The 13104-nt window shown below is 61.7% G+C and carries 13 protein-coding genes; 9 read left to right on the top strand and 4 right to left on the bottom strand.

All coding sequences use genetic code 11. The features are described 5' to 3' along the window. The first annotated feature begins 61 nt into the window (after positions 1-61). From JNO51_RS17460 to JNO51_RS09025, 5 genes are all read left to right on the top strand, one after another. Positions 62-1150, top strand: a complete 1089-nt coding sequence (locus JNO51_RS17460; RefSeq protein WP_215776230.1) for a methyl-accepting chemotaxis protein — start codon at positions 62-64, stop codon at positions 1148-1150. 297 nt (positions 1151-1447) lie between these two features. Next, positions 1448-4285 (top strand): ribonucleoside-diphosphate reductase subunit alpha, encoded by a 2838-nt coding sequence (locus JNO51_RS09010; protein WP_215776233.1) that lies wholly within the window; start codon positions 1448-1450, stop codon positions 4283-4285. Positions 4286-4347: 62 nt separating this feature from the next. Next, the gene (locus tag JNO51_RS09015; protein ID WP_215776235.1) at positions 4348-4545 is read left to right on the top strand and encodes a hypothetical protein; all 198 of its coding nucleotides are present in this window, start codon (positions 4348-4350) and stop codon (positions 4543-4545) included. Positions 4546-4639: 94 nt separating this feature from the next. After that, positions 4640-5698, top strand: coding sequence for a ribonucleotide-diphosphate reductase subunit beta (locus tag JNO51_RS09020; RefSeq protein ID WP_215776238.1), 1059 nt, complete (start codon positions 4640-4642; stop codon positions 5696-5698). 120 nt (positions 5699-5818) lie between these two features. Further along, entirely contained in the window at positions 5819-6883 is a 1065-nt protein-coding gene (locus JNO51_RS09025; RefSeq protein ID WP_215776240.1) for an RNA methyltransferase, read from the top strand. Here the strand turns inward: JNO51_RS09025 and JNO51_RS09030 are convergent. Continuing rightward, positions 6822-7565, bottom strand: coding sequence for a 2'-5' RNA ligase family protein (locus tag JNO51_RS09030; RefSeq protein ID WP_215776242.1), 744 nt, complete (start codon positions 7563-7565; stop codon positions 6822-6824). The genes JNO51_RS09025 and JNO51_RS09030 overlap by 62 nt on opposite strands. Before the next feature lie 100 nt (positions 7566-7665). On the opposite strand from JNO51_RS09030, the gene JNO51_RS09035 reads away from it, so the two are divergent. The 3 genes from JNO51_RS09035 to JNO51_RS09045 all read left to right on the top strand — a co-directional run bounded on the left by JNO51_RS09035 (position 7666) and on the right by JNO51_RS09045 (position 10946). Further along, positions 7666-8484, top strand: coding sequence for an ABC transporter substrate-binding protein (locus tag JNO51_RS09035; protein ID WP_215776244.1), 819 nt, complete (start codon positions 7666-7668; stop codon positions 8482-8484). A 72-nt stretch (positions 8485-8556) separates the two neighbouring features. After that, on the top strand, positions 8557-9783 hold the full coding sequence (locus JNO51_RS09040; RefSeq protein WP_215776246.1) for a phospholipase D-like domain-containing protein: 1227 nt from the start codon (positions 8557-8559) through the stop codon (positions 9781-9783). A 221-nt stretch (positions 9784-10004) separates the two neighbouring features. Beyond that, positions 10005-10946 (top strand): DMT family transporter, encoded by a 942-nt coding sequence (locus JNO51_RS09045; RefSeq protein WP_215776248.1) that lies wholly within the window; start codon positions 10005-10007, stop codon positions 10944-10946. 241 nt (positions 10947-11187) lie between these two features. Here the strand turns inward: JNO51_RS09045 and JNO51_RS17465 are convergent, their stop codons facing one another. Together JNO51_RS17465 and soxR are read right to left on the bottom strand one after the other, a co-directional pair. Beyond that, the gene (locus JNO51_RS17465; protein WP_256444943.1) at positions 11188-11316 is read right to left on the bottom strand and encodes a hypothetical protein; all 129 of its coding nucleotides are present in this window, start codon (positions 11314-11316) and stop codon (positions 11188-11190) included. Between the two features lie 106 nt (positions 11317-11422). After that, positions 11423-11878, bottom strand: a complete 456-nt coding sequence (gene soxR / locus JNO51_RS09050) for a redox-sensitive transcriptional activator SoxR (protein ID WP_215776251.1) — start codon at positions 11876-11878, stop codon at positions 11423-11425. A gap of 312 nt (positions 11879-12190) precedes the next feature. Here soxR and JNO51_RS09055 point away from each other — a divergent pair, with 312 nt between their 5' ends. Beyond that, complete coding sequence (locus tag JNO51_RS09055; RefSeq protein WP_215776254.1) at positions 12191-12400, top strand: hypothetical protein; 210 nt, start codon at positions 12191-12193, stop codon at positions 12398-12400. A 76-nt stretch (positions 12401-12476) separates the two neighbouring features. Here JNO51_RS09055 and JNO51_RS09060 read toward each other — a convergent pair whose 3' ends face one another. Then, on the bottom strand, positions 12477-13085 hold the full coding sequence (locus JNO51_RS09060) for a TetR/AcrR family transcriptional regulator (protein WP_215776257.1): 609 nt from the start codon (positions 13083-13085) through the stop codon (positions 12477-12479). Between the last annotated feature and the right edge of the window lie 19 nt (positions 13086-13104).

Below are 13104 nucleotides of genomic sequence, written 5' to 3' on the forward strand. Positions count from 1 at the left end.
ATAATGAAGCCCCCGCGAGACCCGCGATATCGTCGGACAACAACATAAAAAGGAATTCGGCATGTTTGGCAAGGGACGGCAAATCGAAGCATTGCAAGCGCGTATCCGCGAACTGGAAGACGAGAAACACACCCTGCAGCAACAACTGGCAGCCAGCGACAAGAGCGCCGAGATCGCCGCCCTGCAAAAAGACCTGAATTTCTTCAGCGCACGCCGAGACAGCTATGTCGGCGCCTTCGACCAGTCGCTGCATGCCACCGAGGTGCTGCGCAATTCAGTGGCCAACCTGGCCAACACCCTCGACAACGAATATCACATCGCCAGCGAGTCCCTGACGCAGCTGAGCCATGTCCGCCAGGCCATTGAGGCCATGCTCTCGGCCTTCAGCCAGGTGACCCAGCACCAGCAGACCACCGCCGGCTCCATGGATGTGCTGGCACAGAAGAGCGGCGAGATCGTCGGCTTCGTCAAACTGATTCGCGAAATTGCCGACCAGACCAATCTGCTGGCGCTGAACGCCGCCATTGAAGCCGCGCGCGCCGGTGAACAGGGCCGCGGCTTTGCCGTCGTGGCCGATGAAGTGCGCAAGCTGGCCGAACGCACCGCCCAGGCTACCGGCGAGATCGCCACCCTGGTCGAGGGCATTGAAAACGCCTCCAAGAGCACCAAGGATCAGGTGAACGCCTCGGCAGAAAACGCCGCCCACTTCCTGACAGAGGCCCAGAAGACCTCGCAGGAAATCCGCCAGCTGGCGGACAACGCCGAGGAAATGGCCAACACCATTGGCAACAGCGCCCACAGCAGCTTCATCGAAACCGTCAAATTCGACCACCTGGTGTTCAAGCTCGGCATCTACAAGGCCCTGCTCGGCCTGCACAACCTGACCGCCGATCAGGTTGGCGATCACACTCAGTGCCGTCTCGGCCAGTGGTACACCCAGGGGCGCGGCGCCAGCGAATACCGCAACCACCCGCGCTACAAGGATCTGGAACAACCACACGCCCAGGTGCATGAATATGGCCGCGCGGTGGTGGAGGCCTTTGCCCGCCAGGACTTCCCGGCCGTGCGCAGCGGCCTGGCCGCCATGGAACAGGCCTCTAGCCGCGTCGGCGACATTCTCGACAGTTTCGAGTCCCGCATCGGCAAGTAATGCCTCACGCGGCCCCGCCTCGGCGGGGCCGTATCGCTTTTCGTCTCATTCCTGCGACACCCCGCCTCACCCCCACCATATCTGGGCACCCTGCAAACCCTTGCCACAAGGACTTGTGGGAAAAGTTTTCAAAAATACTGCCTGTCAAGACTTGAATCAGCCATTTCTGACCACTAGAATTTGCGTCACACAAGGCACATAACAATACATCTTGTGTTGCAAACAAGCCGCGCCACTGACCCGAAGCCGCTTCGGATCAGCGCAACAGCAGAAACCATCTGAATCGACGAGGACACCATGTCATCGACCCCCTATGAAGGCACCGGCGCCGAGGCGCACGCACCGACCGCCCCGCCCCAGGACTACAGTGCCTGGCAAACCATCCGCCGCAATGGCGCCGTGGTACCGTTCGAACCCGTCAAGATCTCCGTGGCCATGAGCAAGGCCTTCCTGGCTGTGCTCGGGCAACATGCCGCCGGCTCCGCCAGCCTGCGCGAACGGGTCACGGCGCACACCGACGCCGTGGTCAGCGCGCTGATGCGCCGCAAGCCGGATGGTGGCGCCATCCATATCGAGGAAATCCAGGACCAGGTCGAGCTGTCGCTGATGCGCGCCGGCGAGCATGACGTGGCCCGCGCCTATGTGCTGTACCGCGAGGAACGCGCCCGCGAGCGCGCCGCCCGCCCCGAAGAGCACCATCATGAAATTCGCGTTGTGGGCCGCCACGGCCAGCGCCAGCCGCTCAACCTGACCGCCCTGCGCGCCACCATCGGCGCCGCCTGCAAGGGACAGCCGCAGGCCGATGCCGAGGCCATCCTGAGCGAAGCCCTGAAAAACCTGTATGACGGCGTCGGCGAGGACGAGGTGGCCAAGTCGACCATCCTGGCCGCCCGCTCGCTGATCGAGCGCGATCCCTGCTACGACCTGGTGACCGCCCGTCTGCTGCTGGGCACCATCCGCGAGGAAATCATCGGCGAGACCGTGGCCCAGGAGGACATGGCCGCCCTGTACCCCGACTACTTCGCCCGCTTCATCGTCCAGGGCATCCAGGCGGAACTGCTGGATGCACGCCTGGCCGAATACGACCTGAAGAAACTGGGTGCCGCCCTGGACGCCGAGCGCGACCTGCAATTCGGCTACCTCGGTCTGCAAACCCTGTTCGACCGCTACTTCCTGCACATCGACGGTCGCCGCATCGAAATGCCGCAGGCCTTCTTCATGCGCGTCGCCATGGGCCTGGCGCTCAACGAGCAGGACCGCGAGGCTCGTGCCATCGACTTCTACCAGGTGCTGTCCAGCTTCGACTTCATGTCCTCGACCCCGACGCTGTTCAACGCCGGCACCCGCCGCAGCCAGCTCTCCAGCTGCTATCTGACCACGGTGGCAGACGATCTGGACGGCATCTACGAAGGCATCAAGGAAAACGCCCTGCTGTCGAAGTTTGCCGGCGGCCTGGGCAATGACTGGACACCGGTGCGCGCCATGGGCTCGCACATCAAGGGCACCAACGGCAAATCGCAGGGGGTCGTACCCTTCCTCAAAGTGGTCAACGACACCGCCGTGGCCGTCAACCAGGGCGGCAAGCGCAAGGGCGCCGTCTGCGCCTATCTGGAGACCTGGCACGCCGATATCGAGGAATTCCTCGAGCTGCGCAAGAACACCGGTGACGACCGACGCCGCACCCACGACATGAATACCGCCAACTGGATCCCGGACCTGTTCATGAAGCGGGTGCACGAGGGTGGCGACTGGACGCTGTTCTCGCCGTCCGAGTGCAGCGACCTGCACGATCTGGTGGGCACGGCCTTCGAGAAACGCTACCGCGAGTACGAGGCACTGGCCGATCAGGGGCTGATCAGGGTCTTCAAGCGCGTACCGGCCCTGAGCCTGTGGCGCAAGATGCTGACCATGCTGTTCGAAACCGGCCATCCGTGGATCACCTTCAAGGACCCGTGCAACATCCGCAGTCCGCAGCAGCACATGGGCGTGGTTCACAGCTCCAACCTGTGCACCGAGATCACCCTCAACACCAATGACGAGGAAATCGCCGTCTGCAACCTGGGCTCGGTCAACCTGGCACGCCACATGAAGGATGGCGAGCTGGACGCCGACAAGATCAAGCGCACCGTGTCGATCGCCATGCGCATGCTGGACAACGTGATCGACATCAACTTCTACCCGGTGCAGAAGGCAGCCAACTCCAACCTGAAGCATCGCCCGGTCGGGCTGGGCATCATGGGCTTCCAGGACTGCCTGCATATCAAGCGTGTCCCCTACGCCTCCCAGGAGGCCGTCGAGTTCGCCGATCGCACCATGGAGCTGGTGGCCTATCACGCCTACTGGGCATCCACCGAACTGGCCGAAGAGCGCGGCCGCTACCCGAGCTATACCGGCAGCCTGTGGGATCGCGGCATCCTGCCGCAGGACAGCATCCGCCTGCTGGCGGAGCAGCGTGGCGGCTATCTGGAGATGGACCAGCGCGAAACCCTCGACTGGTCGCCGCTGCGCAGCCGCATCCGGCAGTTCGGCATGCGCAATTCCAACTGCCTGGCCATCGCGCCGACGGCCACCATCGCCAACATCATCGGTGTTTCGGCCTCGATCGAACCGACCTACCAGAACCTGTTCGTCAAATCCAATCTGTCGGGCGAGTTCACCGTCACCAACGAGTACCTGGTACGTGACCTCAAGGCCCATGGTCTGTGGGACGAGGTCATGGTCTCCGACCTCAAGTACTTCGATGGCAGCCTGGGGCGCATCGATCGTGTGCCGGCCGCCCTGCGCGAACTGTACGCCACGGCGTTCGAGATCGACCCGAAGTGGCTGGTCGAGGCGGCGGCACGCCGGCAGAAATGGATCGACCAGGCGCAGTCGCTCAACCTGTACATGGCCGGCGCCTCCGGCAAGAAGCTGGATGAGCTCTACCGCCTGGCCTGGGTACGCGGTCTGAAGACCACCTACTACCTGCGCACCCTGGCAGCGTCGTCCGGCGAGAAATCCACCGGGCGCGGCGGCGAACTCAATGCCGTACCGGTTGCAGGCGGCATCAGCCCGGCGGTCACCGCCATGGCGGAGCCGGCGACCGATGCCAAGTTCTGCTCGATCGACAACCCCGATTGCGAAGCCTGCCAGTAAGGCCGGCCAGCACCTCCCGGGCGCCGGATGGCGCCCGGGCCAACCCAAGAAAAGGAATCAGCATGAGCGCTTCCGTTTACATGGCATGCAGCAATGCGACCCGCGGCGTCACCAACAACACGGTACGCCTGACCCTGGATGCGCCGGGCCCGGATGCGCCGCGCGCCCTGCAGGGCGGCATGCTGATTCTCGGCAAGGCCAGCGTGCCGCTGTACGCCATCCGGCAACAAGAGCCGGAAGACGCCGACAGCCACGCCTGAGCTGACCCTCGGCCCGCACGAGCGACACTCCCGGGGCGCCTGACGCCTCCCGGGATGGCTGATCTACCCTCAAAAAGAAAAGCACCAAGAGACCATGCTGAATTTTACCGACAATGCCGATGCCCCCGCCGCCGCCACCAGCCGCGTGAACGTGGTCGACAAGCGCATCATCAATGGCACCACCGACGTCAACCAACTGGTACCGTTCAAGTACAAGTGGGCCTGGGAGAAATACCTGTCCCAGTGCGCCAACCACTGGATGCCGCAGGAAATCAACATGCAGCGCGACATTGAGCAGTGGAAGACCGGCCAGCTGTCCGAGGATGAAATGCGCATCGTCAAGCGCAACCTCGGCTTCTTCGTCACGGCAGACAGCCTGGCCGCCAACAATATCGTGCTGGGCACCTACCGTCAGATCACCGCGCCGGAGTGCCGCCAGTTCCTGCTGCGCCAGGCCTTCGATGAGGCCATTCATACCCATGCCTACCAGTACATTGTCGAAAGCCTGGGGCTGGATGAAGGCGAGGTCTTCAACGCTTATCACGAGATTTCGTCCATCAGCGCCAAGGACGATTTCCTGATCCCGTTCATCGACGTGCTGACCGATCCGCAATTCAAGACCGGCAACACCGCCAACGACCAGAAACTGCTCAAGTCGCTGATCGTCTTCGCCTGCATCATGGAAGGTCTGTTCTTCTATGTAGGGTTCGTACAGATCCTGGCGCTGGGACGGCAGAACAAAATGCCGGGCGCCGCAGAACAGTACCAGTACATCCTGCGCGACGAGTCGATGCACTGCAATTTCGGCATTGACCTGATCAACACCATCAAGCTGGAAAACCCGCAGCTGTGGACCGAGTCGTTCAAGGCCGAGCTCAACGACCTGTTCCGCCGTGCCGTTGATCTGGAATACGCCTATGCCGAAGACACCATGCCGCGCGGCGTGCTGGGCCTGAACGCCAGCATGTTCAAGGAATACCTGCGCTTCATCGCCAACCGCCGCATGCAGCAGATCGGCCTGGAGCCGCTGTTCCCCGGGGCAGACAACCCCTTCCCGTGGATGAGCGAAATGGTCGACCTGAAGAAGGAAAAGAACTTCTTCGAAACCCGGGTCACCGAGTATCAGACCGGTGGCGCACTAAGCTGGGACTGAGCCGGCGCCGAACCGCAGCCTGCCGCCCGGCAGGCTGCGGCCAGCAAATAATCGTAGCCGTCCGCCCCCTTCCTGCCTTACCCTACGCAGCGCACGTCTTGGCTACCGCTTACCCCCATCATGCATATTCAGGATTTCCAGCAATCGCTCGCCGCCATCGGCGCCCAGCCCTGCCATATCGGCAGGATCACCCGCGCCTGGCTGCAGGGCCGCCCGCTGGGTGACGGCACGCGCCGCCAGAAGAGCGAGCACTATTACCCGCTGTCCGTCCGTCAGGGCTTGCCCGCCATCATTGAGCAGATGGGAACACTGGCCCGTATCGAGTCGCAGCACCCGGCAGCGGATGGTTCGCTGCGCCTGCTGGTGGCACTGGCCGACGGTCAGATGGTCGAGAGTGTGCTGCTGCCGCGCGACGGGCTGTGCGTCTCCAGCCAGGTGGGCTGCGCCGTCGGCTGCCGCTTTTGCATGACCGGACAGTCTGGCCTGCTGCGCCAGCTCGGCAGTGCAGAGATTGCCGCCCAGGTCGCGCTGGCCAGGCAGTTGCGTCCGGTCAGAAAAGTGGTGTTCATGGGCATGGGCGAGCCCTCGCACAATCTGGACAGCGTGCTGGAGGCCATCAACCTGCTGGGCACGGACGGCCAGATCGGCCACAAGAATCTGGTTTTTTCCACGGTGGGCGACCTGCGCGTGTTCGAGCGGTTGCCGCAGCAGGCGGTCAAGCCGGCGCTGGCGCTGTCGCTGCATACCACCCGGGCCGACTTGCGCGCATCGCTGCTGCCGCGCGCACCACGCCTGACACCGCAGCAGTTGGTCGAACTAGGTGAAGACTACGCCCGCCAGGTCGGCTATCCCATCCAGTACCAGTGGACCCTGCTGGCCGGCATCAATGACAGCCAGGCGGAAATGGATGCCCTGGTGCAGCTGCTCCGGGGCAAGTACGCCATCCTGAACCTGATCCCCTACAACAGCCTGGAAACCGATGCCTTTCAGCGCCCGTCAGCCGCCCAAATCGACCGCATGAAGCGCCACCTGCACCAATATGGCGTACTGACGAAGGTGAGGGACTCGGCAGGCCAGGATATCGACGGCGGCTGCGGTCAGTTGCGCGCCAGGGCTGCCGGACTCATTGACAGCAGTCGTCTGCGGCGCCGCCAGCCAGCCGGAACGCCCCGGCCAGCTGACTGAAGGCCGGGCGCCAGATCAGCTGCTGCGACCCCAGCCAGAAATCCGCCATCGTCTCCAACTGACCACCAATCTCGTGACTGGCGTAACGCATCAGACTCAGTCGCTCGACTGGCAGCTTCAGAACCGGCCCCGGGTCAAACTCCTGCAGCAGGCGGGCCAGCGGCGCGCTGGGCCAGGCCGCGCTATACAGACCTACCGTGACATGCGGGACATACTCCTGCTCGGCATGATCCTGCGGGTGTCCTGACAGGCAGGCGCGGACGGCGGGCAACTGTTGCGCCGGGTCTCGTACCCACAAGAAAGGTGCAGAGCGAAAGCTGTCCAGCTCGGCAACCTGCAGCTCAAAAGGCCGCCGGGCCAGTTGTCGCAGGGCATGGCACTGAGCATCCAGCCGGCGCCCGTCATACTCCCCCTCGCCGGTCGTGTCGGTCGGCGGGAAACCACACAAACTCAGGGTGACATGGGGCGCGCGGACATAGTCGTCCAGCAGGTAGGGCGCCAGACATTGCTGCGCCCGCTGCACGCGCTCGACGATAGCCGGCAAGGCTGCGTCAATGGCCCAGAACCAGAACCACGGGCGGCCGTGATGCCATGCGCTGAAATCACCTCGGGTGCTGGCCTGGGTTTCCCCCGCAGAGAGGAATACCGCCCGCAAGGATCGGGCGGTGAACGCCAAAGACACTGTTATTCTCCCTGTTCAATCGTACACGGATGGCATGGCAGACTGGACAGCGCGGCATCAGGATCTACCATGAAACAGAACCTTTTCGAGAGCGATGGCCATGCCTGTTCTGCCTGCCATGCGTCGCTGCCGCGGCGTCCTGCTGATCCTCCTGCTGTCCTGTCTCCCTGCAGCCCTGCGGGCCCAGCCAGCCTGCCAGCCATCCCTGCGCATCGCCCTGGATGAGTTCGGCCGCTACTTTTCTCTGGATGCCGCCAATCAGATGAGTGGCATCGACCTGGAGATCAGCAAGGAGCTGGCCAGGCGCCTGCATTGTCAGCCCGAGATCCGCGTCGAGTCGGTGATTCGCATCCTCAAGCTGGCCGAACTGGGGCAAATCGATCTGGCCGCGCACAAGTTCGCCACCGAGGAACGGGCACGGATCGCCTGGCTGGTCCCCTATCTGCGCCAGCACAATGTGATGGTCATCCGCAAGAATGGCCCAGCTCCGGGCATGAAAGCCTTTGTCAGCCAGCCGCAATGGCTGCTGGGTGCCGGCAAGGGCTGGCATTACGGCAGCGCGGTTTACGATCAGCTGGCCGACCAGCTGCAAAGCCAGGGAAGACTGGTTCTGGCTGCCGACACCGTACAGCTGTTTGCCATGCTGCGCGCCAATCGGGTTCAGGCCATCATCACCTCGGCGCCAGTCTATCGGGCCATGCTGTCTGCCGAAGAACTGGGCCAGTATCGTCAGGAAGACTGGGATGGCAATACTCAGTGGCCCCAGCTCAACCTGATGCTGAGCAGACAGACGGTCGATGACGCCCTGAAAACACGCATCGTGACCACCCTGCAGGAAATGCGCAGCGATGGCACGCTGCGCGATATCGTACAGAAATATGTCGGGCCGGAGGAAGCCGCCATCATGCTGAAACCCTGAGCACCGGCTGGATTGTCATATCCCTTGCATATTGTTCCGGCAAAATCGCGGATTTGCACTCCGGAGTGTTTCATGCGCCGCCTCGCCAGTCTGCTATTGAGCCTGCTGCCCGCCATCATCCCCCTGTCGGCACAGGCTGATTTTACGATTCCCGGCTATGAGCTGGTCCATACCGCCCCGGTCGGCGCCGGACTGGACACGCCGGATTTGCGTGACCCGGCCACGGTCTGGCGCCAGATGATCGATGCGGCGCAACACGAGATCGTGCTGGCGCAGTTTTATGCCGTCAGCCAGCCAGGCAGCAAACTGGAGCAAGTGATCGCCAGTCTGGACGCGGCCGGACGCCGCGGCGTCAACATTCGTTTTCTGATGGAAGCCAAGAGCCAGTTTGCCACCGACCCGGCCACCGTGGCCCGTCTGCAGCAGATCCCCCATCTGACCTTCCGCACACTGGACTGGGCCAAAGTCAGCGGCAGCGGCATCATTCACGCCAAATACCTGATCGTGGACGGCAAAACGGCCTATGTCGGCAGCCAGAACTTCGACTGGCGGTCACTGGAGCACATTCACGAAACCGGCCTCAAGATCGACGACGCCGCGATGGTCGACCGGCTGCAACGTATTTTCGAACACGACTGGCGAGCCCAGCAGCAGGTAGCTGCCGGCGAGCCTGTTCCCCCACTGCGCACCGGGGTGCCTGCCATCGACCTGAAGCAGCCGGCCCTGCTGCTGGCCAGCCCCAATAACTGGGATCCGGACGGGGTGGCTGATACCGAGTCCACGCTGACGGCCCTGATGGCAGAGGCCCGCCACGAAATCCGCATTCAGCTGCTCGACTACCTGCCACTGACCTTTGACAAACCTCGTCGATACTATCCGCTGTTTGACAATGCGATTCGTGATGCACTGGCGCGCGGCGTGCGTGTCAAGCTGATGCTGTCGGACTGGAATGCCGAGTCCCCCGGCATTGACTACCTGAAGAGTCTGTCTGTCCTGCCCGGCATGGAAATCCGCCTGGTGAAGCTTCCTCTGGCGGCCTCAGGGTGCATTCCCTTCGCCCGGGTCATCCACACCAAGAGCATGGAGATTGACGGCCAGATTGCCTGGCTGGGCACCAGCAACTGGAGTGGCGGTTATGTCGATCACTCTCGCAACCTGGAGATCGTACTGCGCAACCCGGCCATGGCGGAGCGCATCGCCACCCTGCACGCGCAGACCTGGAACTCCCCCTATACCTCGGTCGTCATCCCCGGGAAAACCTACCCCAGAGTCAACAAGGATTGCAGCAACCAACACTAAGCACAGCGATGCGGCCTGAGCATCTCAGGCCGCAAAAGCCAATTTCACTGCCTATTTGATTTTTTACAATCAAGTTCAACTGGCATAATGGCATTATGCCAGTGTATAAATAAATCGTTTTGTTGCTTTTGTGGTTATTTACACCAAACAAAACGCCGTCGTTTCGCTGCCGCTTGCCTCAGATCAAACCCCGCCCGGCGCACCCGCTCTAGCATCACGTCATGACCATCACCGCGCCGTCTTTTTTCCAACGCAAGCGTTGTGCGGCCTGCCTGCTGCTGGCCGCCGTTCTGTTCTGGGCCGGCAACGTCGTAGTAGCCCGCGCCTTCAGCAACGATCTGCCCCCTCTCTGGCTCACCCTCGGCCGCTGGGCCTGCGCATCGCTGCTTCTCTGCCCGCTGGCCGCCAGCGCCCTGCGGCAGCAGTACAAGCTGCTGTGGCAACAACGCTGGCACCTGCTCTGGCTGGCCGCGACAGGTATCGCCGCCAATAACGCACTGATCTACATGGGAGTGGCCAGGGCCGGCGTGACCAGTGCGGCAGCGCTGCAGACACTGACCCCGGTATGGATCGTCCTGCTCTCTGCACTGCGTCAGCGTCTCCCGCTTCGAACCTGGGCAGGTGTCATGCTGGCGATGTGCGGCGCGGTCTTGATCGCTGTCCATGGGGATCTGGGAGACATCCGGCAGGCGATCGCTGGCTCCGGGACGCTATGGCTGCTGGCCGCCAGCCTGTGCTGGGCAGGCTATACCCTTGGCGTCGTCCGCCTACCCGGCCAGCTGGACCCGGGCGCGCTGCTGGCCACCCAGGCCGTACTCGACTCACTGCTCTTGTTGCCGCTGGCCCTGTGGCTGGAACCGCAGGGGCTGAACAGCACGCTCAGTCGGGCCGACTGGCTGGCACTCGCCTATCTGGCACTGTTTCCTTCCGTCCTGGCCTATGCGTTCTATCGCCGTGGCGCCGACCGGCTGGGGGCCACCTTTGCCGGCAATTGCATGAACCTGATGCCACCGATGTCGGCCCTGCTGTCCATGATCTTTCTTGGTGAACACCTGCAAACTTTTCATGTCATCGGCTTTGCCGCCATCATGGCCGGCCTGGCACTGGGCAGCAGCAGGCCGCTCACCCTGCCATGGCGCATGCAGCTGGCACAACGCGGGTAGCCCGCCCTGGTAATGTAGTATTGCTACACAAACAGGAGGCTTGCCAGAAACATGACATGGATCAAAATAGCAATAGATCTCATAGGTTTTGGCCAATCAAGGCATTGACAGCGTCATCACGCGTAGCAATACTACACGAAAGTCTCATCCGACTTTACCAGGACAGCAGTAGACAAAACGAGAAAGGCCCCGCGCAAGCGGGGCCTATTCTTTTTTACCACACCGACGGACAAAGCCCGCATCACCCGCCAAGGGCAAGTGCGCAGTGTGACACCCCCGCCGCCGCCCCCATGTCGACCAGCACAGCCCCGACCATGCAACTGGCAAGCACCAAACCAAACAGCAAATAGCGCAAAAACAGGTTTCTCATTAAATTCTCCCAATCATTGATTGAAAGATGATGAGACAATCACCCTCCAGCAAGAATCAGAACACTCCCATTCTCGCGCCCGCACAACACACACCATACTTGCCGTTTACCTCAGAGGTGGCTCACCTCCCAGCCAATAACGAGCACCACCCCCACCCTGCGCCGCCTGGTCCTGCGGGTTGTACAACTGACAACGCTCGAGCGACAGACAGCCACAGCCGATGCAACGACTCAACTGATCGCGCAACCGGCACAGCGCATCGATCCGTGCCTGCAACATCGGCTGCCACGCAGCCGACAGCCGTGACCAGTCAGACGCATCCGGCGTTTTGCCATCAGGCAAGGACGCCAGTGCAGCAGCGATATCCTGCAGCGACAATCCCACCTGCTGGGCCGCACGAATAAAGGCAACCCGCCGCAAGGCATCACGCCGGAAGCGCCGCTGCCCGCCGGCCTGACGCACACTCGACAACAGGCCTTGCGATTCGTAGTACCGCAAGGCACTGCTGGCCACCCCCGCCCGCTGCGCCAATTGCCCGATCGTCAGCCACACTTCCGCCATACTCCCTCCGCACAGACACCCATCTGACAACCACATCAATTATGCCATCTGTATCATTTAATCAACAATGACCGACCTGCGCACCCCCCCCTATCTCTCGCCCAAACCAGGGCGGGATTGTTAACCTTTATTTCGCATGTAAACAGCACATCCAGGCAAAACATGCGCCAAATAAGGCTTTCACTCAGCAAAGCATTGCAAATACACAATATTTAATAGTTGTCAACTGGCCACTGCAAAATGAATGGGATATAAACAAAGCACAGTAGATGCGCAGGGAGCCATCTTAAACGCTGTTCCAAGGAGTTGAATATGAAAACCCACATTTTTGCCGCCATTATTGCCATTTTCGCGGCAAGCACCCCGCTACTGGCCTCCGCCGACACCATGCCGGCCAGCACCGCCAACAACGAAGCCAGCAACAGCAAGACGACGCTGAACTGTCAGTGGGCCCCGGGGAATGAAAGCCGTGGCGGCAACTGGGGCTGCGCCGACAAGGATCTTCACGACCACGGTCAGTGATGACGCCGTCGCGGCAGCCAGAAACCACAAAGGGGAGGCAGAGCCTCCCCTTTGTCCTATTCCCGACAGCGCCGACTCAAACGGCCATGCCCTCAAAGCAGACACTCAGCATATGCTCAACAATCTGCTCGTCCGAATAATCACCATATAAACGCAAGTACTCGACCGCCGGGTCACAACTGCGTGCATAGTAAGCAAACAGAATCACATCATCCGGCAAGTCGCCGCGCAGCAGCTTCTGCTTCTTCGCCGAAGCCACCAACTTTCCCAGCAATTTGTGCAGACGCGCTGCCCGCAACACATAGCGCGGACTGCGCGTCAGCATCTCGCGCACCTGAACACTGGTTGACGGCAAGAAGGGCAAACCGCCCTGCAGGCGGGTGCGCAGCGCCCAGGCCAGCAGGGCCTGCAGCTTGGCCACCGGATTCATCGCCTGATCGAGCCCGGCAACAAAGGCCACCGCATCATCCAGCAGGCGGATCATCACCTCGGTAGCCAGCTCTTCCTTGGACTTGAAGTGCTTGTACAGACTCGGCTTGGAGATACCGACCTCCCCGGCGACATCATCCATGGTCATCAAGTCAAAACCCTTGCTGGCCAATAGCTTTGTCGTGGCGTCCATCACTGCCTGCTCACGCAGACGGAATGCCTGATCCTTGAAACTGAGTCGGGATAAAATACTCATCGGTATTGTCTTTTACTAA

This window comes from Paludibacterium sp. B53371 (assembly GCF_018802765.1).
Classification (GTDB): Bacteria; Pseudomonadota; Gammaproteobacteria; order Burkholderiales; family Chromobacteriaceae; genus Paludibacterium.

Excerpts from the sequence above, each read along its gene's own strand:
- JNO51_RS09020 (WP_215776238.1), top strand. The coding sequence starts at position 4,640 with ATGCTGAATTTTACCGACAATGCCGATGCCCCCGCCGCCGCCACCAGC.
- JNO51_RS09055 (WP_215776254.1), top strand. The coding sequence starts at position 12,191 with ATGAAAACCCACATTTTTGCCGCCATTATTGCCATTTTCGCGGCAAGC.
- soxR (WP_215776251.1), bottom strand. The coding sequence starts at position 11,878 with ATGGCGGAAGTGTGGCTGACGATCGGGCAATTGGCGCAGCGGGCGGGG.
- JNO51_RS09010 (WP_215776233.1), top strand. The coding sequence starts at position 1,448 with ATGTCATCGACCCCCTATGAAGGCACCGGCGCCGAGGCGCACGCACCG.
- JNO51_RS09040 (WP_215776246.1), top strand. The coding sequence starts at position 8,557 with ATGCGCCGCCTCGCCAGTCTGCTATTGAGCCTGCTGCCCGCCATCATC.
- JNO51_RS09035 (WP_215776244.1), top strand. The coding sequence starts at position 7,666 with ATGCCTGTTCTGCCTGCCATGCGTCGCTGCCGCGGCGTCCTGCTGATC.
- JNO51_RS09025 (WP_215776240.1), top strand. The coding sequence starts at position 5,819 with ATGCATATTCAGGATTTCCAGCAATCGCTCGCCGCCATCGGCGCCCAG.
- JNO51_RS09060 (WP_215776257.1), bottom strand. The coding sequence starts at position 13,085 with ATGAGTATTTTATCCCGACTCAGTTTCAAGGATCAGGCATTCCGTCTG.
- JNO51_RS09045 (WP_215776248.1), top strand. The coding sequence starts at position 10,005 with ATGACCATCACCGCGCCGTCTTTTTTCCAACGCAAGCGTTGTGCGGCC.
- JNO51_RS09015 (WP_215776235.1), top strand. The coding sequence starts at position 4,348 with ATGAGCGCTTCCGTTTACATGGCATGCAGCAATGCGACCCGCGGCGTC.
- JNO51_RS17465 (WP_256444943.1), bottom strand. The coding sequence starts at position 11,316 with ATGAGAAACCTGTTTTTGCGCTATTTGCTGTTTGGTTTGGTGCTTGCC.
- JNO51_RS17460 (WP_215776230.1), top strand. The coding sequence starts at position 62 with ATGTTTGGCAAGGGACGGCAAATCGAAGCATTGCAAGCGCGTATCCGC.